Source organism: bacterium (assembly GCA_021371935.1).
GTDB lineage: Bacteria > Armatimonadota > UBA5829 > UBA5829 > UBA5829 > UBA5829.
Window position 1 is genome coordinate 104036 of sequence record JAJFVF010000019.1, and the last position, 24153, is coordinate 128188.

Below are 24153 nucleotides of genomic sequence, written 5' to 3' on the forward strand. Positions count from 1 at the left end.
GGAGTAGGGAGCCAATTGCAAGACTCTGCGGCCTTTCAAATATAGTTGTCCTATTACCTATTTCCTAATATCTTTTCCCTAGTATTTCGCATTAGCCAGGACAGATGGACCGAGCCTGGTTGACTCGATTGCCAACACAGTCGCTCTGACACATTCTCCCACTTTTCCGCCCGCACCCGCGATTACCACCATAGTCTCATCGGGCAGATGTCCAACACCTTCGTCATGCCCAAGTCCTTCGCGGTCGATAATCACTTCAATTTCGTCTCCAAATCGGTAACTCATCACTTACCTCCGGTACCTGCCAGTTTGAATACCATCAGATGCAAAAAAGACAGGCACCCAAGATAGGTCCTGTCTCATACTATTGCTATCGATATCAAGTTGTCCGTCGAAGCATCCTGCACCCCGACACCTAACGCACCCGCCTTCATTGCGTCCGTCGAGCGATCATCCATCCTGTAGATAAGAATCAGCACATTCAAAGCAATGATTCCTCTGCCATAGCCTGGATTATACGCTTCCCGCATAATCCAAGTCTCCGAGAACATTATTCACGTTCCTCGTGAATAATGCGGACTAGGCGGCTTACTGCAAGATTTGTCAGATTATAGCATCCTTACGGACACATTACAATACCCTTTCAATTTAATATTTGAGATTTTTTATTTTATATTTGGCGAACTGGGTGAGGGGTTATTCGTCAATATTTCCACGTTCGGCATGCCGCTCTTGCTGACGCTCGATCTTGCGTCTGCGCTTGTGCATAGCTTTTTTATCAGGCTCGTGCGGTCCTGCCTTTAGAAAGTGGGCTTTTTGTGCAAAGAAAGATTTTCCGGGTATTCTACGGCGCATTACGCAGCTTTCCTGATATGAGTGCCGATTATTCTGACCACAATCGGCGCAACAACAATTTGCAGTGCGATTCCCGGCCAGCTTTCGATCACCGAAAACGCCAGGTATGCAACAAAGCCCTGCTGCAGACCCATCAGCGGAGCGATCACGACTCGTTCGAGCCCTCCGACCAGCCTTGCAGCAGTCATTGCAAGTATTACAGACAATATCACTGGCAGCTTAAGTCTACGGCCAAACAGGCTTGCCGATCCTGCCAGCACGCCCAGTTCCAGCATCATAAGCACGCCTGTCGGGACCAATGGCGGCATACCGGTCAGTGCTGACGAGATCAATGGGGTCACCACTCCGACCGCAAACGCCACAGGCACCGACACATACAGCCCGCAGATCAAGATCGGCAGGTGCATAGGCAGGAACAGCGTTCCCATACCCACCATATGAAACAAGACCGGCACAGCAACGCCCAGAGCGCCAAAGAGTCCACCTATGCTCAAGTCTCGTGCTCTATATTTTATCATGGAGATGTCCTTCCGTCACTCAGGTGAACGATAACGCCTTTATGGTTATATGGATACCACTCAGTCCTGGGTACAGGCCGCATCAACTCACCTGATTTTTCCCAGCCCACGTCGCCGCCGGGTCCCACGCTCCATACAGCCCATTTCAGAGGTGCTTGAACAGTCTCCGGCTTCAGAGTTTTATCTATGCGCTGATTCATGCCATTCTCAATATAATAATAGTAGCAGTTTCCTGTGTCTGCGGGGTAACCACCCGGTATCCACATGCCGCCGGGAACTATAGCATCGTTTGAGTATTGCCAGCCGACCACCACATATTTATACGTGCGGCGCTTGTCGTCGACCTCACCGTTTGTTCTCTGGTTGAACGGATCGAGTATCCGATGTGCCGGTATATAGCCCATCGTGTACAGTTCGCGCGGCATTTCATAATAGTCTATCTCCGAATTATCGATGCATGACTGCCGCGCAAAGGGATATCCGCCTTTATCCTCCCTATACATTTCAATAGCTATACCGAACTGCCTGAGGTCTGAATGTACGCTTGCTATCTTCGACCGAAGCCGCGCGGCAGTCATCACAGGCAGCAGCATAGCTGCCAGTATAGCGATTATTGCAATCACCACCAGCAGCTCGATCAGAGTAAAAGCTTTTTTGGACTTTGCTTGGCTTTCCACTTTTGTCTCTCAGTTTTATAACGAAGACGGATGATACATTACAGTCAAGTCATTCGGGTCGCCGAGTATCAGCTTCGGCGTAATGCCATCATCTTCCAGAGAAGCTATAGCATTCACAGCCACAAAGTCGCCCTCCTGAGCGGTTATGCCTGCGGCCTTTGTAAGCCTGATCACGTCGCCGTTATCGGTCGTGAAATCATAGTCACCATCTCCGAGTGACTGCCCCAGCGTGCCGCAGCACCGCACCAGTATCCCGAAAACGCCCAGACCGTGTTCTGCTGCCAGCGTCTTTCCATTGACAAATACAGGCTTTGGCTCATCGCCCGAGAATACCACCGGACACGTCGTGGCCTCAACAGTCTGTTCGGGTCCTTCGGATGTAAACGTGCCCTGCAGAGCCACTCTGTCGCCCGGATTAACACTGAAACTGCCGATCACTTTGATCCCACTCTGCCTGCCCTCTTCCTGGACGTAGAAACAGTCATCAAACACACGTGAGACCACTCTCGCCATTGCGATATTTGAACTATCAGTTACCCAAACACGGTAGTTTGACGTGCATGGCACGCTGGTATCTTCCTGATCGAATATGCCGACCACACTCAGCGAGCCTTTGTAGTCTGCGCTGTCGCTGAAGTCTTTCACCGATGACAGGAGCATACCCACCTCTCCAGTCGAATCACCCACACTCAGCTGCTGACCGCTTGCCCAGGTGCCGCTTTTGACCTGGACACCGTAGAGCCGAACATATCTGGTCTGATAATATTCTCCACCGCCCGCGCGGCTCTGATCGAAATAGTTGCAGTCGGACACATTCGTTATAAGGGTGGGTTCGGGCAGTCCGGGATGATCCAGTACTTCGACAGTAAATGCATACGACGGTATTGCAGTGTGCAGGTGGTTGATTACCACTTTACCCCTGTGCGCATCCGCCAGATAACCCGTCACGCGGAGCCTGTCACCGGCCTGAAAGTTTACGTAATAGCTTTGGCGATATGCCGACCACAGTGCCCCGTAGAACCACGACCCAGCCCATATCTGTATACCGCCACAGTTACTGCCGGTATCCTGCATGAACGCCGTATAATATCCGCCGGAGCTGTCCGGGTCCGATACGTCGTTATATCCAGCCAAAGCCACACCTTCAACTGTCACTTTCTCTTGAGGGACAGAAAAGCTGCCGCTCGAGAATGCAGCAACAAGAGGATGCGTTCCAATACCGTTTGCATCAACCGCCTCATAGTCCCATATAGTGTCTGCAGCGCAGCCCACTGTCAAAGCGATCAATAATACAACAGCAATAGTAAAAGTTCTTCTTGCCATATGTGTATCTCCTAACAATAGTTTGCGTGCATGGTAGCACGAATTGCAGTATCGTAGCACCATATCGTCTGCTTGTCAAGTGCAATACAGGTATTTCACACAGCCGAAGTAGTGTGCCGTGCGTGGCATATATTCCTTGACGACAAAAAACCATATTTGCTTGGATTGGGGGCAATCAAAATGTGCAAGAGGCGACGAGCCGTGTGCGTCGCACTTGCTCTTGCGGCTGTCATGATGATATCCGCGAGCGCAGCGTGGGGCGTATACGAAAGGGAGTATGCAGGTTCTGAGGACCTGTCTGCCGGACTTCAAAACAACATCAGTTATTATTCTTCTCAAGGCGGTCTTCGGCTCAACGACTGTAAGATGCAAATCCCATTTTTGTGGGTTCCGAGTCATGCCGCGGATACCGTCACGCGCATAGACGCCAGGACGGGCTACGAGACCGCACGTTACCAGATCGGACCGGCAAAGGGCGATTGGGATCCCTGCGCAGTGGCAGTCGATTCCAATGGCAATGCATATGTGGCGTGCATGGACCAGAGCTCGACCGGCAAAGTGGTGCGAATATCGGCATCCCGTGCCGATTCAAACCACGACGGCTATTCGGCCACATCCAGCGATGTGAATGGCGACGGCACGATCAGCGCATCCGAAACGATGCCCTGGAAGACGGATGATTGTGTCGGACCGGTCTTTGAAGTCGGCGACAAGCATGCCATGCCGACGAGTATTGCCTTCGACAACAGCGGATTTTTATGGGTCACGCTTAATGGCGATGCTCAGGCTGTAAAGATGGACCCCAAAACCGGTAAGGTTTTAGCCAAGGTCGATCTCGTAGGCAGGCCGACTTCCATAATCGCGGGCAGCGGCAGCTCGATGTGGATTCTCAGCCGCGATCAGGGGATACTCTGCCAGGTCAACACAGTTGCATGTGCCCTTGTGGCCTCATACACACTCGACGACTGCGTTCCCGTAAGCATATGCAAGGGCGAGAACGGCAAGTTGTGGATATCCAACTTAAACGGCGGTATGATCGAGTTTGATGCTGAAAGCGGCACATGGGCTACCTCTGAATCGGACGATGGCGGCTATTCCAGTATTGTGCTCGATAAGAACGGCGATCTTTGGGCTGCCTGCCCGGACACTGGGAATGTCATATGTCTATCCGGCCAGGATTGCACAGTCATGGCGCGCATTCCGGTCGGAGGCGAACCAACAACGCTGAGCATGGATAACGACGGATATCTGTGGGTGATGTGCAATGCCAACGGAAGCGTAGTCAAGATCAATGTCAACTCAGAAGAGAAGTTGAATGTTGTCAATATGGGAACATGGATACACTCGTCCACACCCTTCACAGCCTGTTCCACCAAGAGTGGTGTTTGCCCGCAGGGCACATGGCGGCTGCTTGTAGACAGTGAGATTGAGGGAGCCGGGTGGGGCATAATCGACTGGAGCGTTCAAAACATCGGCGGTTCAGTCGATGTGCAGGTACGCACTGCGGACGACCCTGCGGTAATCAACTCTCGGGAATATGTGCCTGTTGCAAGTGGTGTAAAGTTTACAGTGCCCGAGGGACGGTATATGGAAGTAATGGTCACGTTCGACAGCAACGGTGATGCATCTCCCATTCTATATGGTCTGCATGTCGAGGGTGTGAACCTTGCCCCGAAGGTAGAAAATGCATGGCCGTCTGTGGCAAAGATTCTTAAGCGCGATCACACTTTGGAGCCTGTGAGCATCGAAGGTGTATACGATCCCGAGGGCGATGATTTCGACATCGAGATCACCAAAGTCGAGCAGGACGAACCTGTAATCGGGCTTGGCAAGGACGACCTGGCGCCGGATGCGATCTGTCTGGACGGTTCGAGTGTATGGCTTCGCGGCGAGTGTGATCCGGGCATTGCGGACAGCGCGTCAGACGGACGAGTATACGTCGTGTCTTTCAGAGCAGTGGACGAATATGGCTCAGCATCGTCCGGCAAGGTCAAGGTAATGGTTCCGCCGGATGATAAAGAGAGTGCTGTCGAGGACCTTGCGAAATATGATTCTTTTAGTGAACCTGCCAAATTGCTATGTGCCAATATCAGTGGTGCCATATGAATGTGAATCTCTTGTTTTTGCGAATATTTGCATACCCGTCATATGACGGGTATGCTCCTCCTCAAATACTGATCGAAGTTGCTCCAGGTGCAGTGTTCGGGCGCGATATCTGATCGCGCCCGAAAAAGAATCTCGCAAAAAAAGATTGCGCCAATCCATTCGCAAACAGTAAGCGTTTCAATTACACCCGCATTATTCACGAGGAACGTGAATAATGCTCTCAGAGACCCGGATGATGCGGTAAGCGCATAATCCGGGTACAGTCATTCCGAGCTTGTAATCCGAATTGCAGAGTTTTATTCGTAAAGATGTAGCTGCGATTCGGATTAGCGAGGAACCTGCTTTTGAGCGCAATAAACTACTCCTCATAGGTAATCATCAAACACGAGCAGTTGCCCCATGATTATGTGTTTGACACTCCAGGTTTCTGCGTGCTAGACTACGGGAAAACCTTGTCAATGTCGTGGGGTTAAAAATTTGACTATCGAAGTGGATATGAGGCAGATGCGCCGTGAAGACGTGCCCAGGGTCATGGAGATCGAGCGGGAATGTTTTCCGGTTCCATGGCATGAGAGCGCTTATCTCACCGAGCTTGCCAACCGCAGCGCATATTATGTCGTGGCATGCAAAGGCTCCGAGATCGTGGGCTATGCCGGGATGTGGGTCATTATGGATGAGGCTCATATCACCACTCTCGGGGTTGCCCGCGCCAGTCGAGGTGAAAAGATAGGCGAGCGGCTGCTGATAGCTCTGCTTGATGAGTCGCTAAAGCGCAAGTGCAGGCGTGCGACATTGGAAGTCCGCCAGAGCAATGAGGTTGCCCAGAACCTTTATCGCAAGTACGAGTTTATTCCCGCTGCGGTCAGGCGCGGATATTACACGGATAACCAGGAGAATGCCGTAGTTATGTGGATCGATGATATGGTCTGTCAGTCCTGGCAAAAGAAATACCGTGCCTTAAAAGAGCAATTGGACAAGGAGTCCGCGACCTGTGCGGAGGATGTAGTTTGAGAGTATTAGGTATCGAGACAAGCTGTGATGAGACCAGCGCGGCGGTGGTCGATGACGGCGTCAACATAGTTTCCAACATAATCGCGTCGCAGATAGATATTCATGCCCGTTTCGGCGGTGTAGTGCCGGAGGTCGCTTCTCGCAGGCATGTCGAGTTGATTATGCCGACCGTCCAGCAGGCTCTGGACGAGGCCGGATGCACTCTGGCCGATATCGACTGCATAGGCGTCATCAATAGACCCGGCCTGATCGGTGCATTGATCGTAGGTGTTGCTTCGGCAAAGACCATTGCATATGCCGCGAATATACCTTTGGTTGCCGTCCACCACATCGAGGCCCACCTGTATGCGAACTGGCTCACGGGTGCGCACATCGAGTTTCCTTTGGTATGCCTGGTAGTATCCGGCGGCCACTCGGATTTGATATATATGACCGATCATGGCCAGTATGAGATTCTGGCAAGGACTCGGGACGATGCGGCGGGCGAATGTTTCGACAAATGCGCGCGCGCAATGGGTCTGGGCTATCCGGGCGGTCCCGAGATAGACAAGCTTGCAAAGACAGGCAATCCGCATTCGGTGCAGTTTCCGCGGGCAAAGGTCGGCGACACGCTTGATTTCAGCTTCAGCGGACTGAAGACGGCCGTCATTCGATATGTCGAAGGCTTTGAGGGCAAGCCACCGACTCCCGATCTTGCCGCCAGTTTTCAGGCAGCGATAGTGGACGTGCTGGTCGATCACACGTTCCGCGCCGCTCATGATAGAGGTGTCAGACAGGTGCTGATGGCAGGCGGAGTCGCCGCCAACAGCAGCCTTCAGGCTGCAATGAAACAGCGCGGCGAGGAGCTTGATATAGCGGTCAGTGCTCCACCGCCGGTGTTGTGCACTGACAACGCCGCCATGGCCGCCTCAGCCGCTTTTTTTGCCAGGCAGAGAGGCGAGTCCGCCGGTCTAGACCTGGATTCATTTGCGTCTGAGCCACTCGGCAAGCGAGCGATATGAGGGGATTCAGCCATCTGGGAATTCCTGTGATGGTTTGGCTTTTCACTACACAATAATATCCTGATGGGAGGGCGAGGCTCCCGCCGAGCCTTATTTGCTCTTATAGAACTGATCTGTATCAGCGGTATGATTTATGTTGCAAAGATTTTTGCGAGCATGGTATAATATCGGCGTCGAACAAAGTGGGGCTGTAGTTCAGTTGGGAGAACACTACACTGGCAGTGTAGATGTCAGGGGTTCGAGTCCCCTCAGCTCCACCATCTTCCCATTTTCCACGAACAGGCGAGACAAGTGAGCCGTCATCTATTTGCCCGACCATTTTATACAATACTCCTGGCGACAGCGATGCTGTGTATCTCATGCGCCTGCGGGGCATCTGAAAACAAGGCGGCGAGTCCTGATGTGCTGATCCTGATTTTAAGCGGAATGAGCACGTATGACAGCGTCTCGATCAACTATGCCACGCAGGTCTCGGATAAGGACGTGGATGCCGACATCAAGAATCTCATTAATGCAACCCACTGGCGTGCCCAGGATGCCGAGCAGACGACCGATACTGCGAACGTTCCCGGCGCAAAGCCTTCCACTTCCGTCAGTTTCAAGATGCCGCGACTGACGGCCATCAGCCAGGGTATACTTCCCATAGAGCCCTTTATCGATGTATATAAGAGGTTCAGGGTCATCCGCATCAATTATCTGATACAGTCGCCGTTCCAGTTTGCCGGGCTTAAGGATTTCGAGAACGATTTTGTCAAGGTCTCGCTGAAGGCGATGGGCAATTCATATCAGTACACGGTTTTCGTCAAGAACAGCGATTTTGACAGAGCCGGTCTCCCGATGCAGTCCGTGACAAAACCTGTGGCTGGTACTTCCGCCGGCATTTCCGCATCCATGCGAATAATCCTCATTGTTGGAATCGCATTGCTGGTGTCTATATTTGTGTATTTCATGGCAGCATATATATGTAGGCGTCGAAGGACAGGCGAGTGAGGAAGAAAGCATGGAATTAAAGGAAATAGCTGCAAAAGCGGCGCAGTCAGGCGCCTCTGACATATTTCTGAAAGTCGGCTCGCCGCCGATGATGCGTCTCAACAGCGTTGTGGTCCCGCTCGATTCATATCCTGAACTGAAGGGTCAGGACACTGAAGCGCTTGCATACGGCATAATGACGCACGAGCAGATCGGTCGTTTCGAGCGCAGACATGAACTCGACCTCGCGTTTACAATAGACGATGTCGCAAGGTTCAGGGCGAATGTATATTACCAGCGCGGCACAATCGGCATGGTGCTGCGCATTGTGCCTCTCCAGATTCTTGGATTGAATGAGCTTGGCCTACCGGAGGGTATCAAGTCTCTTGCCGAGCAGAGGCAGGGACTTGTGCTTGTGACGGGTCCAACCGGCTGCGGTAAGTCCACGACCCTTGCTGCGGTGATTGACATCATCAACTCCACTCGCAAGTGCAATATCATCACTGTCGAGGACCCGATTGAGTTCGTGCATCAGGACAAGCAGTCAATCGTCAGCCAGCGCGAGATCGGCATCGATACCGATTCGTTCACCGATGCGCTCAAATATGTCGTCAGGCAGAGCCCGGACGTGATCCTGGTCGGCGAGATGCGTGATGTAGAGACTATGAACGTTGCTCTGGCAGCAGCGGAGACGGGTCACCTCGTATTTTCGACAGTCCACACATGCAGCGCTGCAGAGACGCTCGATAGAATAATGAATATGTTTCCTCCTCATGACAAACTGATGGTGTGTATGCGTCTGTCTGTATCACTGAAGGGTGTAGTTTCTCAAAAACTGATTCCGAGGATGGATAAAACCGGGCGGATAGCAGCCGTAGAAGTAATGATTGCAAACCCGACTATAAGCAAGCTGCTTGAGGAAGGGCGTTCATCACAAATATACCAGGCCATTTCCGAGGGTGAATATTGGGGTATGCAGACTATGAACCAGTGTCTTGACCGCTATTGCAAGGCCGGAATCATATCTGAAGATGAGGCTCTTGCAAGCGCTGGCAACTACACCGAACTCAAGCAGATGCTCCGACGAGCCCTCTGATTTAGTATTGAGTATATTGTATTGATTATTTGTCTGTGAAGCGAAGCCGCATCGTGTCATTATAAATTGTACCGGGAGGGCGAGGCTCCTGCCGAGCCATAAACTGCTGTTCAACAGAACTCTTCCAATATCAGCCTGCGGCAGCTAAACGTATTCCCGTGGTATGAGCGCGCTGGTCGGTATTCTCATAGCTGGGATCGTCACTTCGTCGCTGACTTTTGCGTCGGGAATGTCGGTAATATCGATCACAATCATCTGCATCGCCACTCGTCCGAGCACCGGTGCTTTATGACCGTTTATCTCGACAGTTAGCCTTCGTCTCATCTTCTTCATGGCGAATTTAAGCACACTCTGCCTGTATATGGGTCCTTCGGCAGCAAGTGTGAAACCGTCCGCATAGCCGACCGGTATCACAGCCGTCCTGGTGAGACGTTTGGTAATAAACTCGCCTCCATAACCGACCGGCGATTCGGGCTGCAGTTCTTTGATCTCACATATTCTGGCCTTGAGCTTCCATGTCGGCTTGAGATCGAGACGGTGAGGGACAAAACGGGAGGGATACTGTCCGTAGAGCAGTGTGCCTGGCCGCACCATGCCCAGGTGCGATTTTGGGAGCCTGAGTATTGCTGCACTGTTTGCCGCATGCGCGGTTCCGCAGTCTATTCCGAGAGTATCGAGCCTTTCGAGAAGCTGTTTGAACCTGTCGAGCTGATGCTGGGTATCGGCTATAGACTTATCTGCAGCAGTAGCAAAATGTGTATATATCCCTGCAATTTGGATGTTTGCCAGACCATGGACTTCCTGAACCAGCCGCACTGCCTGTTCATGCGACACACCGAGCCTACCCATTCCGGTATCGACTTTTATGTGCACACGTGCATTAGTGCCCAACCGCACGGCTGCTTCTGATATTTTCCTGGCCAGAGCTATGTCCGAGACAGTCATATCCAGCCCGGCATTTATTGCCACATCCGCGTTTTCAGCCTGTATAGGGGCAAAGAGCAATATAGGTGCGTTTATGCCGCCATCGCGTAGGATCATTGCCTCATCGAGGCGTGTGACAGCCAGCGCATCGGCTCCGGCTTCAATAAACGCCCGCGCAGGCTCCACATATCCATGCCCGAACCCGTTGCTTTTCACCACGGCCATAACCTTTACGCTGCCGACAGTTCTCTTTATCTGTTCAAAATTATGCTTGAGTGCCGAAATATCGACCTCAACCCACAAGTCATGTGTTATGGTTTTACTCATTAACATCTATCAAGTGCTCGCTGTAAAATACTAAATGCTAACCGACCGCTCAACTCACGATACTCAGGCTCGTCCTTGACCAGGAGTTTGTAATTTTGCACCGTGTCATTAAGGCAAGTGTGTAGGTTGCCATTTACAAGATACTCTCGGTATCCCCAGATATTCTTGAGCATGTAATTTGTGGCAAGCGAATAGAATGCATCGATCTCCGTCGGGTGAAGCGGATTGATCTGATGGTAGCCCGAGAGAAACTGTATACAATAACTGCTGTTTGCATTGAATGTGAGCATGCAGGTTTTGACGATATCACACATACGCGGAGCGTAACGGAATGTATCCAGGTCAATCAATCCTGCAAACTGCCCATCTGAAGTATACACAATATTACCCCAATTCAAGTCGCCATGTACCAACTGACACTCTGCATAAAGTGGAGCCAAAAGGTCTGAGCTTTCTTTTCTGCTCACCAATACAGCGTATTTATATTTCAGATCGTTGTGCACTGCCTGGTCGTATTTGCTTTTCTCGTTTTTTGCATCAACAACCGCGATCAGTCGCTTGATATCGTTGATGGTATCAACATCGTATGTGTATTCACTTTTCGGTAAGGGCAGTAGCTCATTAAAACCAGCCAAAACCTGATGTATCTTTGCAAGCAGCCTGCCAAGGGACTGGGCATCATCAATCGAAAGCTGCCTATCCCGTGCTGCCACGCCATCTATCCAGTTGCATAGGACGTAAGAATTCCCTGCTTGCCGAAGGAATGATTTGCCGTTAACAGTCTCAATAGGATATGTTACATGAATACCGTTTTCTTTTAGCAAATGTGTTAAGCGACAATAAGACGAGAGCCTCTCATCTTTCAAATCTCTTGTTTGTCGCAAGCCGAAGTCTTGATTATTCGCTCGAAGTCTCCAAACTCTTGACTGGCTTCCATAGTGCTCTGACACGATGCGAAAATCCCGGATTCCGTAACCCTCTCTAAGAACGTCAACTATAAGTGACTCAACCGTCATAAGCTTACTCTCATTCTCTATCTTTTGCCGAAGACTGATAGCCGGGCATATTTCTGCCCCCGGACGATCCGAGCGTATCTTACTCAGCGATTGCACGACTAGCTCATTTATTATAGCAGGGAATTGCCGTATGCCATAATCAGCGTAGCAATTATAAGTGTGGCTATTGCTGCTTGCATCATCTTGACGGGCTTTCCGTGGATACCTTTCCATTCGCCACTGACGAACCCCAGACTCTGGCATCCCAGCATCTGCAGGGCCTGCTGTATGCCAAACCCGACGGAAGCGCCCATCGCTCCCAGCATGAGCATTCCCTTACCCATCAGCACGACCGTAATAACGAGGGTTACTCCGATACATGAGGCCAGTAAAAAGTCTCCAGTGTTGTCGACCAATATATGCCAGCTTTTATGCTTGGTCATCAAGTATGCGGGGTAGAGTATGTTTACCAGTGCGCCGCCCATCAGCCCGATTGCCCATACACCGAATGTGGCGGGTGTGCTGGCCGCCCCCTGTGCTTTCAGCGCTTCGACAACCGGTCCCTGGCTGTAGACAAAAGCAAAGCTAAGCCCGCACGATAGAATGCCTGCAATAGAGGTCAAGATCAGCCAGATGAGAAAGTTTCCCTGAGTTTTGTGTTGTTTGTTCAAGATATGGTCGCGCCCGAAACCGGCGGCTGAACTCAGTGCCACTCCGATCAGCATGACCGCTACACCGACCAATACGATGCGGCCTGCTGGAGACCATATTGCGGGAGCCTTGCTAAAGAGGCCTGTACCTTTTATGAGCATAGGCATTGTCACTCCGACTGAAACGCCGAGCCCGGCCAGTACAGCGCCCGTAAGCGCCACACCGATGCGCACGTAGCACAGGCAGCAAAGCACATTGGCGATTCCCCAGCAGAGCGCAAAAATGTTGGACTTAATCAGGATAGATTGCTCCACGCTCCTGTATGCGGCGAATGCATGCGGGCAGAATGCCAGAGTAATAGTCCATGGGAATACTACCAACCCAAGAAACTCACCGACAAATAACCAGTGCTCGAACTCGTATTTTCTTAGGACCTTTATAGGCCATGCGCTTGTGCCGATAAGAAATCCCGCAAGCGCCACAACTAATGCTCCAAACAGTGTTGATGAACTCATACTATCCCTAATGATTAACTTGCATAGCTTGGAGCATTACTCCGAGACTGCTTGATCTGATTTTTTCTTTCTGGCTTTTAGGACGCTTTGAATCTTTGGCAAAAGCACATTCCACAGCCAGTAAAACCCTGGTGAGAGGACCATATCATATTCGCCGATATATTCGACGAATCTGGGCGAGAAGCCCTCCTTAAACCTGTTCAAACCCTCCAGGTGTTCATCTCCACTGCCCTTTTTGGGGCTGACTCCCCTGAAATCATACCATTTGCAGCCGGACTCCTTCGCCCATTGGATCATGGTCCACTGCATCAAGTGATTGGGCATCACATTGCGGTATTCATTGGACGATGCTCCATATGTATACATCGCCTTGTCGCCGAAGATATAGGCGATAGCTCCGGCGATGGGTTTGCCTTCATAGTATGTAAGCACCAGCTTCATGTAGCCCGCAGGCACCAGCGCATCCCACATATTCTCGAAATAACCCAGGCTGCGCACCAGGAAGCCGTCACGCTCACATGTCGTCTTGAGCAGTTCATAAAAGGCCGGCAGGTCAGACTTTGTGCAGTCCATATTGACCGTAACCCCTTTTCGACCTGCCAGCCGTATGTTATACCGCCATTTCTCTTTGAACGATGCCATAAGCTCGTCAAGCGACTTATCCAGATCGAGCTGCATCACGCACTTGGGTTGGGTTCCCCCAAATCCCTGAGCCGCTACGGGTATGAACCCGACAGATCGCAGGCTAGACTCACTGATGGTGTCTTCGATGAGCACAGGCGGGTCTATTTTGAGCAGTATTGCCTTGTGTCTGAGGGCGATTTCTTTCATATATGCGCCGAATGCCTGCATAAGTTCGGCATCCTGCATATCGAGCACCGGACCCCTGGGAGCATACATTATACATTTGCCGACTTTTGGTATGGCTCTTTTGAGCATGGATGCGGCAGCGACGATCTCGCCATTGCGCTCTGCGAATATGCGCACAGGCTTCCAGCCGCTGTGAGACTTAAGTTCGCCCCACTCGAACGACTGAAGCAAATCGCCCGTATCAAAACGGGCGACAAATTCATTGAACCGCTTTCGGTCCTGCTCGGTTGCAATTGACAGTGTTATATCCACGGCCAGATTCTAGCATTCATCAGATGACATGTCAATCGGTTTGGAGAACGATTTGCGTTTGGTATTGACTTGTGCAATAATGTAATCAAATCATCAACTTATGGCAACGGTGTCTTCGTCACCGCATGGATTGCACTATATTCTGCGATTGAATGAATCCCCCGTCAGCGGCAGCCAGCCGCGCGCTTGTGTTGAATTCCAGGATAACCCTGGCGTGGAAGGAAAAGCAGTCCAATGGCAAATAAATCACTATACGTAGGCAACATGTCCTACAGCACCACAGAGAATGATCTCCGCACGCTCTTTGAGCCTTACGGCCCTATCGCGGAAGTCAGAGTCATCGGCAACAAAGGCTTTGGATTTGTCGAGATCCCAGAAGAGAATATGGCAGCCGCCATAGAAGCCACAAATGGCAAAGAGCTTGGCGGCAGGACGCTCACAGTCAATGAAGCACGTCCCAAGACTGATAGAGGCAGCGGCGGTGGTCGCGGTGGTTATGGCGGCGGTGGTCGCGGCGGTCGTGGTGGTTATGGTGGCGGCGGCGGTCGCTGGTAAGCTCCGCATCAGCCTCTAAAGATGTATTTTTTGAAACACCTGCATCCTGGTAATGCCTGTATGCAGGTGTTTTTTTATTGGTTCATTACATCTGTTATCGAACCCTCCGAACGCACTAACTCTTGATGGTCGGGGGCATTCTTGCCCACCAGCAGCATCCAACCGAGAAACTTACTTCGACAGCAGTAAAACTGTAATAGAATTCAACAAAATGCTTGACATGCCTGCACGCCTGAGTTAAACTTTCGTTGCATCCTATTCGAGGTGCAGGGAGTAGAAATGAAAAAAGCAGTCGTGTTGATTTCCGGGGGGTTGGACAGCGCCACCACTGCTGCCATTGCCAAGTCCGAGGGCTATGACCTGTATGCAATGTCATTCGATTACGGCCAGCGCCACCGCCGCGAGATAGACAGCGCAAAAGCGGTAGCCAAGAGCCTTGGCGCGAAGGATCATCTCATTATATCTTTCGATATGCGGCAGATCGGCGGAAGCGCGCTCACGGCTGATATAGATGTCCCGCTGGACAGAGCAACGGATGAAATGAGCAGCGGAATTCCTGTGACCTACGTCCCCGCACGCAATACCATCTTTCTTTCTTTTGCGCTCTCATATGCCGAGTCGATAGGTGCGCAGGACATATTTATTGGCGTAAACCAGATAGACTACAGTGGCTATCCCGACTGCCGCGCAGAGTTTATCGAGGCTTTCGAGAAGACAGCCAACCTCGCCACTAAAGCAGGCGTCGAGGGCACATCAAGGTTTCGAATCAGGACACCATTGATAAAGATGACCAAGGCTGACACCATTCGTCATGGCCTCGACCTTGGAGTGGATTATTCACTTACATGGAGCTGCTACAGCGGTGGTGAGCGCGCATGCGGCAGGTGCGACAGCTGCAAACTCAGGCTCGCCGGTTTTGCTGAAGCAGGCGCAAAAGACCCGCTGGAATACGAGATATCAGCCTGAAGAGTGTATCGTTTTTTGCCGAAAACCTATATGTAGTTTGTATAGCAAGAACAAAGGAAGGTTGCTGTATGGGTTGGATTGTAGATGCTGTCGAGCTGCTTTCTAAGGGCGGCTATGTGATGATCCCGCTGATGATCTGTTCGGTCGTCAGTGTTGCGGTGCTCATCGAGCGCTATTTTAAGATCAGTAAGGCTCAGGCCGACATATCGGATGTCGTCAAGCGCGCAGAAGATGCGGTTTATGAAGGCAATGCCGAGAAGGCCGTGTCGACGCTGGAGCGAATGGATAACCCGGTCGCGCGAGTACTAATAGCCGGGATATGCAACAGACACTTAGGCGAACGCGGAGCCGAGAGGGCGATGGAAGAGCAGGGCACCCGCGAAATATCATCTCTTACGCGCCGCCTGGGTTCGCTGGACACGATAATCACTATCGCTCCGCTGCTCGGACTTCTGGGAACTGTTACGGGTATGATCTCGGCTTTTCATGTGATCGCGGCCAAGTCCGGCATCAGCACTCCGACTGCTATCACCGGCGGTGTCGCCGAGGCTCTCATTGCCACCGCCACCGGTCTTGCGATAGCCATCTTCACCCTGATCGGCAACAATCATCTCCAGGAGCGGATCAAGTCGATAGTTGCGGAGATCGAGGCCAGAGGCAACGCAATGGTCAATATCCTTGTCGAGTCGCAGGAGGGTTCCAGAGGTGAAATTAAGCGTATATCAGCCTAAAAAGGCCCGCATCGAAATCGTCCCGATGATCGACACAATCTTTTTCCTGCTTGTGTTTTTTATGATGGCGTCGCTTGCCATGACCACTGCCAAGGGCATGCCTGTGAACCTGCCTAAGGCTTCTGCCGCGACCGAACGTCCTGTCTGCAAGGTCGTTCTGACCCTGACCCCGACCGGTAACTATTATGTCGACAAGCAGCAGGTCACATTCAGCCAGATCCAAAATTACTTGAAGATGCGTCTTAAGGACAATCCGGGCGCAGTTGTGGTCATAAACTGCGATAAGGCGCAGAACTGGGAGAAGGGCATCCAGCTTGCCGACGAGGCCAAACGCGCCGGAGCCAAGTATTTGACCATCGCCACCGAACCCAAACCCGTATCCAACTCATAATTTGTATGAAAGACAAGATACTCACATATGCAATCGCCGCATCGATAGCGGCTCACATACTGGTTATAAGCGTGGTTGGGCACTCTTCCCTAACCAGACTCAGCACCGCCTCTGCGGCAGTGCCGACTCCGAAGTTTATCAAGGTTGATTTCGTGGGTGATCCTTCCGAGGCGGTCAAGCCGAAACCTGTCGAGACACCGAAGTCCGAGCCGGCTGCAAAGCAGACGGAGAGACAATACAAGTCAGAATCTCCCATTTTGCCAAAGCAGACCGCAAAGGTTCCCATTACTTCTATACGTCCAGCGACCAGACAGCCGATATCTGTTCCCCATACTCCACGCGGGACGGGTCATCAGATGCCTGGTAATCCCGGCGGCAAGCTCAACATAGGTTCGACCAGCGCTAATGGCGACCTTGGCGGCAACTGGGGAGGGGGCAGCACTCCGGCTGGATGGGTTCCCGGCAGTGATGATGGCAAGGGCAAAGGTTCAGGCAGTGGAGCAGGGGAAGCTCGGCCTGATCCAGTGAAAAACGCATCCGATGGGCCAGGTACAGCCCCAGCGCCCGCCCCGCGCACTGTGAGCGTACGAATATGCCATCAGTCCGGTATGCTGGCAGGTGAATACTGCAAATCAACCGGATTCAGGACCTATATCGAAGGCCGGCAGCCGAGACGAGTCTGCACTCACTGCAAACCCCCCGAGCATAAATCGCGCCTTGCCGATCAGGCAAATCCGATCCTCATCAGGGATACAAGCGTTTCGGTTCCCGCTTCAGTGGATGAGGGATTGAGTTTGGTCGTAAAGGTCGAGTATACAGTCACGGATGAAGGTTCAGTATCTGGCGTGAGTGTCATTAAGTCATCCGGCTATCGCGCACTCGATAAGGTGGTCATAAGCGCCACCTCCAAGCTCAAATATAAACCCGCAGTCCAGGACGGCACTGCCCGCAGTGTGAAGATGACCAGAACCTACAGGATAAACACTTAGTATCTGGCCATACAGACAAATTGACGTTTGTGCAAAAACGAACAGAGCTTAGAATTCATATATCTGAGCGTAGATAGTTTTTTGTATCTCAGCAATTCTCTCTTCATACACATCATCCAAGACTGCGTGCTACGTCCGCAAATCATTGCCGTTTGTATTATCTCACCAATTTTGTGTTCCGAGTTCACTTTGGAGTGGGAAACAAATTATTGGTGTTGACAGCTCGGCTGGTTGTGGATAGAATGCGGATGAGGTTTTGATGTTTTTGTTTCTACAGACCTAAATAAATGCTTCAGGGCAACGACACCAAAAGGAAACAAATGCCAATTCAGATAATCGCAACAGGCAGCTATCTGCCCGAGCTTGTAGCATCCAACAATGATCTTGCGGCTTTTTTGGACACAAATGACGAATGGATTCGGACCAGGTCCGGGATCAGCACGAGACATATTGCGACAGACGAAACCACTTCGGAGATGGGTGCGAAAGCTGCGAGTGTGGCAATGCATAGGAGTGGGCTGAGACCCGAAGATATCGATCTTGTGATATGCGCAACACTCACGCCGGATACGTCAGTGCCCATGACGGCCGCCAACATAAAGAAGGCTTTAGGGATCGAAAGAGCAGCCGCATTCGACCTAAACGGCAACTGCAGCGGATTTATCTATGCAATTACAGCGGCGGACAGCCTGATGAAAAACTGCGGTTACGATCATGCAATAGTTGTCGGTTCGGACACCAACAGCCAGATGCTGGATTGGACGGACAGATCGACCTGTGTGCTTTTTGGTGATGGCGCCGGTGCGGTGGTTCTGTCGCGCACCGATAAGAGGGGCATCATCACGACGTACTTGGACTGCAAAATCGACTCAGACAATGTGCTGATCTGGCCCAACCGGTTGGATGCGACGCCTTTTTGCGATGCTCAACGAACTGAACACACCAAACTTGCGATGCAGGGCAGCAAAGTAATGCGTTTTGTGGTGAAGGCGCTTATAGAGTCAGTGAGGCAGGTCACCACGGCAGCAAACGTTTCCATAGATGATGTGAAATACATAGTGCCGCACCAGGCAAATCTGCGAATGATCGAGTCGGCGGCAGAGACGATGCGGCTCGACATGGACAAGTTCTACATCAACATAGACAGGGTAGCCAACACATCGCATGGGACTATCCCGATAGCCCTTGATGAGATGGCAGAAAATAAACTGCTCGAAAGAGGGGATCTTATTCTGCTTACCGCTTTTGGCGGAGGACTTAGTTCGGGCGCCGTATTGCTGGAGTGGTAATGTTCAATCTGATATTGAGCCATCAATATCTGGAACCAACGCACCCAAAGTCGAGCCCATAATCCTGAAACCCGAGTGCATGGGCTGTGTGCAGTGATGCAATATTTGTGCGGTCCGCACCCCAGGTGGCTATTTTGCCGTTATCGAGGATGTATTTCACTGCTGCCGATACGGCGCTTTTTGCATATCCCATGCCTCGATATTCAGGCAGTGTCTGGATAGTAGGGTCCCATACGACATCAGACAGCGGCTTCACGCCCGCCTACGAGACCGGTTCGCCCGCATAGTTAGCAAGTCTCTTTCGCATGTGTGACACATTCAGCTCAACGGAGCCACAGTGTTGACATTATCCCGGTATAAATAACAGTTGCCAAGTGTTCAAGCTGATGTTATATTGTACAACTGGAAGTGTATGCTTGCCGGATGGGAAGGGAGAGAGATTATGTATACAAGGTTGTGTTTACTGCTCATAGGTTTATTGTTTGTGTGTCTGCCGGTGACTGCTGCGACATATACCCAATCTTTTACAGACCTCTGGAATGTAGGCAATGGAATATCCATTGTCAGTTGCTCAGGCACCCACTTTGCAAATACCGATATTTTGGATATGTTCGGCGCCAATGGCAGTTACTATGTGCCAGAGAGAGGCAATACTCTATTTCGCGACGGGCAGCCACAAAACTATCGCCACTTTATTGAGTGGCAGATGCCAGGCAGCGTGACGGTAGGTCGAATAGCGCTGTGGGCAGCCCACGATGGTGGTTCATGCGGGCGTTCTTTCAACAGATTCACACTAGAGGCTTGGAACAGCGCTGCGGGCGGATATGTTACTGTTTATGACACGCAAGTCGGTCTGCCATATACCTGGGTCGAAGGCAATGAAGGGCTTGTCGTTAACAAAACATTCGACACCCCGTTTACCTCCAGCCTGTTCAGAGCCAGCTTCTACCAGGCGACCACCATACCGTATGCGTCCGGTCCCAGGATATACGAGCTTGACGCTTTTACAGCTCCGCCGTCTGTTCCTGAGTGGGGCTCTCTTGCTTTGGCCCTGCTGGGTTTGGTGCCTGCCGCACGTTTTGCCAGACGTAAAAAGTAATCAGTTCGATTCTGCCGGGTAAGATGGTAATATCCGGCAGACATAACACTTTTGTGCTGGGAGGGCTTACCTCCTGCCGAGCCATGTTACGTCATCTGAGGGTATCGATTTCTTAACCCGCATTATTCACGAGAAACGTGAATAATGCTCTTGGAGACCCGGATTATGCGGGAAGCGCATAATCCGGGCTAACCACACTGTATGCAGACGCACCCGAAGTCAAGCCCATAATCCTGAAACCCGAGTGCATGAGCCGTGCGCAGTGATGCGATATTGGTACGGTCCGCGCCCCAGGTGGCTATTTTGCCGTTATCGAGGATGTATTTCACTGCTGCCGATACGGCGCTTTTTGCATGTCCCATGCCTCGATATTCCGAGAGAGTCTGCACCGTCAGGTCCCAGCCGACACCAGACAGTGGCTTCACTCCTGCCCACGAGACCACTCTGCCGTCCAAAATCTGACCGAATACCCTGCCTCCCCATTTGTTGTAGATACCGACAGCAATTTCGTCCATGTCGGTCACATCGCGCACGTCGCCATTTGTCTGGTCAACAAAAGTTTCTCTGTCACAGTAGAGTCTGCACCCCTCGAACCAGAACTCAGGCTGTATGACAGGCGTCAATGCAGCCTCAAGTGCCCGAGATGCATTTTCGTCAAGTGTTTTTGAGCCGATCAGCGCATTAGCGGCCGCTTCGTATAGATCGGGCAATACTGACACCACCGCTCCAGTCCCTTTGCCTATCGAAAAGAGCGCAAGCGGCGCGCCCTTTGCGAACCTTATTCCGGTAATCTTTTCGCATTTGACGACCACCAGCCTGCCCGAGTTGAGATCATCCGGTGTGCATCCCAGTGCGGACGAGTAAAATTTGTCCAGTTGCATCACTGTATCGTTTGCCATGTCAATCCCTATACCACATCCTGTGCATCAGGTCGGCCATAGTCAATAGGTCGTGGAGGTTATGTGTCAATATCTGCGCTATCTTGCATGCGTCGCCCGTCCGCACGAAGTCATCATATGCTCTTGGAATCTCTGCCCCAGGTATATCGTCCTCGCGAGACCGCCCGCACACCATCTGTTCAAGCGTCTGCAGCCTGCAGTTGGGCAGATCACGCTTATATATGCGTCTTGCCTCATGGAGCATATCGAGATGAAACTCAGGCACCGGCAGCTTTATGCCTTTTGCAGTTGCTCTATTTGCCAGAAACGGCATATCGAAGCACTTGCCGTTGAATGTCACGACCATCCTGGCATCTTTTAGCCTATGGGCAAATGCCGAGACTATACCGGTCTCCTCGGAGTAATCGCGCGCGAAATATTGTCTGAATGTCAGACCATTGGAGGTGCACTCCATTGTCCCGATCAGGAACACGGGCGTCATGTTCAGCCCGGTGGTTTCGAGGTCCAGAAAGATGATTTCTTCAGGAGATATCTTCTCGGATTTGCATGCGCGAGCAAATCTCTCGACGGCTTCTCCGTCAGGATATCCAGTCAGCCGGACGAACCTTCTATACATCACATCCGCGCTCGCATCCAGTTCGACCGCAGGCTTTTCGATCAGATAATACCCGTCTCCCGACACAGACTGTGCCTCGATACCTTCTATCACATCCTCCAGAACTACATTGCCTTTAGTGCTCATAGATTCGTCAAAGGGCGCTGTCAAAGTCTGGATAGCGTGGGGGATTTCTGTTTCTTTGATAGTCGGGGGTATTCCTGCCCCCGACTCCTCTTCTCGGGCATTCTTGCCCGCAGAGCCTTTGCAATTTGGGTCTTTCTCAGCATCCTGAGCTTTGTCTAGGGATGCTGACAATATCCCGACAGCTGTGGAAATTCCTACCTCTTTCTTTTCCAGAGTAGACAGGGAATTTCTCATAGGCTGCCCGTTCATAGCCTCTATCCGGCTTTTGAGGTCACCTGGAGCCATCATGATTCCTCATATTTCTCACCGGTCCTCAGGCAAATCTCAGCCTTGGCGAGCTGCCTGCCTATATACATCGCGTGATTGATGTCCGATATCGCGCAGTCGCGGTTGATCTCATGCTGAACCCTCTCAGCTTTTGCTGATCGATACTCATGCAAAAGTATGCCATTATTGTCCATATGACGGACTACAATCAGCCCATCTTCCAGGCTCACCATAAACTGCCCGTTGTCGTCCATATCCAGCGAGAAGCCCTTGGAGTTTGCCACGCGCACAGCGGCGTCATATTTTGCCGGGTCCACGCTTATCGAGTGACTGATGACCGTCAGCGGCCCGACCGGAATGCCCGTTTCTTGCGAGACAATCTGCTGAGCCTTCATAAGGCCATAAACATTCTTGAGCCATGCATCCAGAGCATTGTGTGTGCGGTATGTCGCGGTGAGGGTCAACTGATCGTCGAACACCCTGAAAAAAAGCGAGACCATACATGGCGCATCATCCGCATCGATATCGTGATGGCTGTCCCACAGCGCCAGGTAACAGTCTCTGTCCTGAGGGTTGGCTTTCAGCCGCATGGCGAATTTTTTGAGTGCATCAAACCCGAAATACTCCCGAATCCTGTTTCCGTATGTATATGAATGCTCATCAGGCAGCGGACCCAGCAGCATGTCGTGTTGATACTGCATAAGTTCCGAGCGTGAGAAGTTATACTTATCTAGACTCTCCTCGTCATCATCCTGAGGATGCCGGAGAACCACTCGCACATTCTGAAGCTCCTGCCTGTCACCCTTGCGCAGGTGAACCAGGTGACCGAACCGCACCAGTCTGAATATCAGTTCGCGCCAGGCCTCAAGTGGAGTGTCCTTGACGATATTGTGGTTTTGCGGCAGACTGGGATAGTTGCTGACCTCCACCTCAGGCAGCTCGACCTCTACCCGGTCACCGACAATCGTCTCGCCCAGGCTGAACGAGTGTATAACCCTACACAAGTTATCGCGTGATTCATGATCTCGTAAGTCGCCAAGATGGACTATCCGCGGCACCACCTCGAAGTCATCGGGCGATACCAGGTCGTCTATTATCCGGGTCCTGCCTTTGATCCGGGTCACAGTCTCACCCAGGCTGATGGATTTTTCCAACCCGTCATGAAAGAATGCCATCAAGTCCTCAGCTGACCCGGATTTGTCCGCGCCGCATATAATGAGATATCTTATCTGCGGGTTATAGAGCAGGTTTCTGAGCAGATGGGGGATTCCGTTGCCGAAGAGGTTGCCCATAACGGCGATTTTGGACGTTTCAGGAGCAGTGTCTATGCCCAAGTTTGTCAAAGTTTGCTCGACAAACTCTATCTTGCTCCAGAGAGTAATAATCCCGATGCGCCCCCTGGGGTTCACAACTTTCAGCTTGCTGGCGTAGTGCAGGGGGATAAAATCCATCTCGCCGTCTTGCGCATCATTTCGCTGCATTTGTAAAATGACCTCTTGGTCCCCCGACATTCTGGAAACCGGTATTGAAGTCCCTGTATAGCGACTTGTAGTTCTTAATACGATGCCACTTCTTAATATATCCCTCAGGCAGGTCCTGCACGATCTCGACGTCGTCCCAACCATTCACCAACGGAAACGCATAATACGGGTACTTCGCGGGCACGTTCTTTGCATAAACCACCTGTATCGGCGAGCGCTCCATCCGCGCCAGATACACACGATGCATGCCGTCGTTGAGTATCTTAACCGTGCTGTCGTCTGCTTCGTGCGATTCTTCTATTACAGGCGGAAGGACATCGATCGGGTCGTCATAGTCCTTGAGCCAGATCGTCGCATAACCGTCGAGCTTGAACAGATCGACCCCATGCTCCTTAAGTGCCCATCGCAAATCGCGGACTTTCATAATCTCGCATGTAAGCACATACCTCTGCGCAGGCGCGATCTCGTCAGTATGCAGAGTCGGTATTGTAATGTCAGCTTCAACGTATGGCAGGTCATCCGGGTGTGTAAGCATGCTGACTCTGCGCATATTTTCCAGCAGTTCGTCGATATTATGTCTTTGGACTTTGACTATCTCCATTCTCATTTCTCCTCATTTGTTTTCTGATGGTCGGGGGTATTCCTGCCCCCAAC

General features: G+C 51.5%; 27 protein-coding genes and 1 tRNA gene. 13 read left to right on the forward strand and 15 right to left on the reverse strand.

What is annotated here, in order from left to right:
* Positions 1 to 78: 78 nt before the first annotated feature.
* The 6 genes from LLG46_12870 to LLG46_12895 form a co-directional block, all read right to left on the reverse strand.
* Positions 79 to 285, reverse strand: a complete 207-nt coding sequence (locus LLG46_12870; protein MCE5324189.1) for a hypothetical protein — start codon at positions 283 to 285, stop codon at positions 79 to 81.
* A 74-nt stretch (positions 286 to 359) separates the two neighbouring features.
* Entirely contained in the window at positions 360 to 530 is a 171-nt protein-coding gene (locus tag LLG46_12875) for a hypothetical protein (GenBank protein MCE5324190.1), read from the reverse strand.
* A 166-nt stretch (positions 531 to 696) separates the two neighbouring features.
* Positions 697 to 855: a hypothetical protein gene (locus tag LLG46_12880; protein ID MCE5324191.1), complete on the reverse strand. Its 159-nt coding sequence runs from the start codon at positions 853 to 855 to the stop codon at positions 697 to 699.
* On the reverse strand, positions 855 to 1373 hold the full coding sequence (locus LLG46_12885) for an ECF transporter S component (protein ID MCE5324192.1): 519 nt from the start codon (positions 1371 to 1373) through the stop codon (positions 855 to 857). Before LLG46_12885 ends, LLG46_12880 begins: the two co-directional genes overlap by 1 nt.
* Positions 1370 to 2050 (reverse strand): prepilin-type N-terminal cleavage/methylation domain-containing protein, encoded by a 681-nt coding sequence (locus tag LLG46_12890; GenBank protein MCE5324193.1) that lies wholly within the window; start codon positions 2048 to 2050, stop codon positions 1370 to 1372. Before LLG46_12890 ends, LLG46_12885 begins: the two co-directional genes overlap by 4 nt.
* 15 nt (positions 2051 to 2065) lie before the next feature.
* Positions 2066 to 3373: a hypothetical protein gene (locus tag LLG46_12895; protein ID MCE5324194.1), complete on the reverse strand. Its 1308-nt coding sequence runs from the start codon at positions 3371 to 3373 to the stop codon at positions 2066 to 2068.
* A gap of 180 nt (positions 3374 to 3553) precedes the next feature.
* Between LLG46_12895 and LLG46_12900 the strand changes: the two genes are divergently transcribed.
* From LLG46_12900 to LLG46_12925, 6 genes are all read left to right on the forward strand, one after another.
* Positions 3554 to 5479 carry a hypothetical protein gene (locus tag LLG46_12900; GenBank protein ID MCE5324195.1) on the forward strand — a complete coding sequence of 642 codons (1926 nt, stop codon included), beginning with the start codon at positions 3554 to 3556 and terminating at the stop codon, positions 5477 to 5479.
* 477 nt (positions 5480 to 5956) lie between these two features.
* Positions 5957 to 6490 carry a ribosomal protein S18-alanine N-acetyltransferase gene (gene rimI, locus LLG46_12905; GenBank protein MCE5324196.1) on the forward strand — a complete coding sequence of 178 codons (534 nt, stop codon included), beginning with the start codon at positions 5957 to 5959 and terminating at the stop codon, positions 6488 to 6490.
* Positions 6487 to 7491 carry a tRNA (adenosine(37)-N6)-threonylcarbamoyltransferase complex transferase subunit TsaD gene (gene tsaD / locus LLG46_12910; protein ID MCE5324197.1) on the forward strand — a complete coding sequence of 335 codons (1005 nt, stop codon included), beginning with the start codon at positions 6487 to 6489 and terminating at the stop codon, positions 7489 to 7491. The genes rimI and tsaD overlap by 4 nt, the downstream gene beginning before the upstream one ends.
* 184 nt (positions 7492 to 7675) lie before the next feature.
* Positions 7676 to 7751: transfer RNA gene (locus tag LLG46_12915), tRNA-Ala, on the forward strand.
* 31 nt (positions 7752 to 7782) lie between these two features.
* Positions 7783 to 8481 carry a hypothetical protein gene (locus tag LLG46_12920; protein ID MCE5324198.1) on the forward strand — a complete coding sequence of 233 codons (699 nt, stop codon included), beginning with the start codon at positions 7783 to 7785 and terminating at the stop codon, positions 8479 to 8481.
* 10 nt (positions 8482 to 8491) lie between these two features.
* Positions 8492 to 9556: a type IV pilus twitching motility protein PilT gene (locus LLG46_12925; GenBank protein MCE5324199.1), complete on the forward strand. Its 1065-nt coding sequence runs from the start codon at positions 8492 to 8494 to the stop codon at positions 9554 to 9556.
* Between the two features lie 144 nt (positions 9557 to 9700).
* Here LLG46_12925 and alr read toward each other — a convergent pair whose 3' ends face one another.
* The 4 genes from alr to LLG46_12945 form a co-directional block, all read right to left on the reverse strand.
* A complete protein-coding gene (alr, locus tag LLG46_12930) occupies positions 9701 to 10807 on the reverse strand; it encodes an alanine racemase (protein ID MCE5324200.1) in 1107 nt (368 codons plus the stop codon).
* Entirely contained in the window at positions 10807 to 11823 is a 1017-nt protein-coding gene (locus tag LLG46_12935) for a phosphotransferase (protein MCE5324201.1), read from the reverse strand. The genes alr and LLG46_12935 overlap by 1 nt, the downstream gene beginning before the upstream one ends.
* Before the next feature lie 110 nt (positions 11824 to 11933).
* On the reverse strand, positions 11934 to 12968 hold the full coding sequence (locus LLG46_12940) for a hypothetical protein (protein ID MCE5324202.1): 1035 nt from the start codon (positions 12966 to 12968) through the stop codon (positions 11934 to 11936).
* A gap of 36 nt (positions 12969 to 13004) precedes the next feature.
* A complete protein-coding gene (locus LLG46_12945; GenBank protein ID MCE5324203.1) occupies positions 13005 to 14090 on the reverse strand; it encodes a peptidoglycan bridge formation glycyltransferase FemA/FemB family protein in 1086 nt (361 codons plus the stop codon).
* A gap of 234 nt (positions 14091 to 14324) precedes the next feature.
* Between LLG46_12945 and LLG46_12950 the strand changes: the two genes are divergently transcribed.
* The 6 genes from LLG46_12950 (at position 14325) to LLG46_12975 (ending at position 19011) form a co-directional block, all read left to right on the forward strand.
* Complete coding sequence (locus LLG46_12950) at positions 14325 to 14645, forward strand: RNA-binding protein (GenBank protein MCE5324204.1); 321 nt, start codon at positions 14325 to 14327, stop codon at positions 14643 to 14645.
* A 264-nt stretch (positions 14646 to 14909) separates the two neighbouring features.
* On the forward strand, positions 14910 to 15611 hold the full coding sequence (gene queC, locus LLG46_12955) for a 7-cyano-7-deazaguanine synthase QueC (protein ID MCE5324205.1): 702 nt from the start codon (positions 14910 to 14912) through the stop codon (positions 15609 to 15611).
* Positions 15612 to 15679: 68 nt separating this feature from the next.
* Positions 15680 to 16342 (forward strand): MotA/TolQ/ExbB proton channel family protein, encoded by a 663-nt coding sequence (locus LLG46_12960; GenBank protein MCE5324206.1) that lies wholly within the window; start codon positions 15680 to 15682, stop codon positions 16340 to 16342.
* The gene (locus LLG46_12965) at positions 16317 to 16733 is read left to right on the forward strand and encodes a biopolymer transporter ExbD (GenBank protein MCE5324207.1); all 417 of its coding nucleotides are present in this window, start codon (positions 16317 to 16319) and stop codon (positions 16731 to 16733) included. Before LLG46_12960 ends, LLG46_12965 begins: the two co-directional genes overlap by 26 nt.
* Positions 16734 to 16738: 5 nt before the next feature.
* The gene (locus LLG46_12970; GenBank protein MCE5324208.1) at positions 16739 to 17722 is read left to right on the forward strand and encodes an energy transducer TonB; all 984 of its coding nucleotides are present in this window, start codon (positions 16739 to 16741) and stop codon (positions 17720 to 17722) included.
* A 320-nt stretch (positions 17723 to 18042) separates the two neighbouring features.
* The gene (locus LLG46_12975) at positions 18043 to 19011 is read left to right on the forward strand and encodes a ketoacyl-ACP synthase III (GenBank protein MCE5324209.1); all 969 of its coding nucleotides are present in this window, start codon (positions 18043 to 18045) and stop codon (positions 19009 to 19011) included.
* A gap of 22 nt (positions 19012 to 19033) precedes the next feature.
* On the opposite strand, the gene LLG46_12980 is transcribed toward LLG46_12975, so the two are convergent.
* Positions 19034 to 19267, reverse strand: a complete 234-nt coding sequence (locus tag LLG46_12980) for a GNAT family N-acetyltransferase (GenBank protein MCE5324210.1) — start codon at positions 19265 to 19267, stop codon at positions 19034 to 19036.
* A 186-nt stretch (positions 19268 to 19453) separates the two neighbouring features.
* On the opposite strand from LLG46_12980, the gene LLG46_12985 reads away from it, so the two are divergent.
* Positions 19454 to 20110 (forward strand): hypothetical protein, encoded by a 657-nt coding sequence (locus LLG46_12985; GenBank protein ID MCE5324211.1) that lies wholly within the window; start codon positions 19454 to 19456, stop codon positions 20108 to 20110.
* A 188-nt stretch (positions 20111 to 20298) separates the two neighbouring features.
* Here LLG46_12985 and LLG46_12990 read toward each other — a convergent pair whose 3' ends face one another.
* From LLG46_12990 to LLG46_13005, 4 genes are read right to left on the reverse strand one after another with little or no spacing between them, the layout of a single operon-like run.
* On the reverse strand, positions 20299 to 21009 hold the full coding sequence (locus LLG46_12990; GenBank protein ID MCE5324212.1) for a GNAT family N-acetyltransferase: 711 nt from the start codon (positions 21007 to 21009) through the stop codon (positions 20299 to 20301).
* A gap of 1 nt (position 21010) precedes the next feature.
* Complete coding sequence (locus LLG46_12995; protein MCE5324213.1) at positions 21011 to 22039, reverse strand: ribonuclease H-like domain-containing protein; 1029 nt, start codon at positions 22037 to 22039, stop codon at positions 21011 to 21013.
* Positions 22036 to 23499: a DUF4346 domain-containing protein gene (locus tag LLG46_13000; GenBank protein MCE5324214.1), complete on the reverse strand. Its 1464-nt coding sequence runs from the start codon at positions 23497 to 23499 to the stop codon at positions 22036 to 22038. Before LLG46_13000 ends, LLG46_12995 begins: the two co-directional genes overlap by 4 nt.
* A complete protein-coding gene (locus LLG46_13005; GenBank protein ID MCE5324215.1) occupies positions 23486 to 24100 on the reverse strand; it encodes a hypothetical protein in 615 nt (204 codons plus the stop codon). Before LLG46_13005 ends, LLG46_13000 begins: the two co-directional genes overlap by 14 nt.
* Between the last annotated feature and the right edge of the window lie 53 nt (positions 24101 to 24153).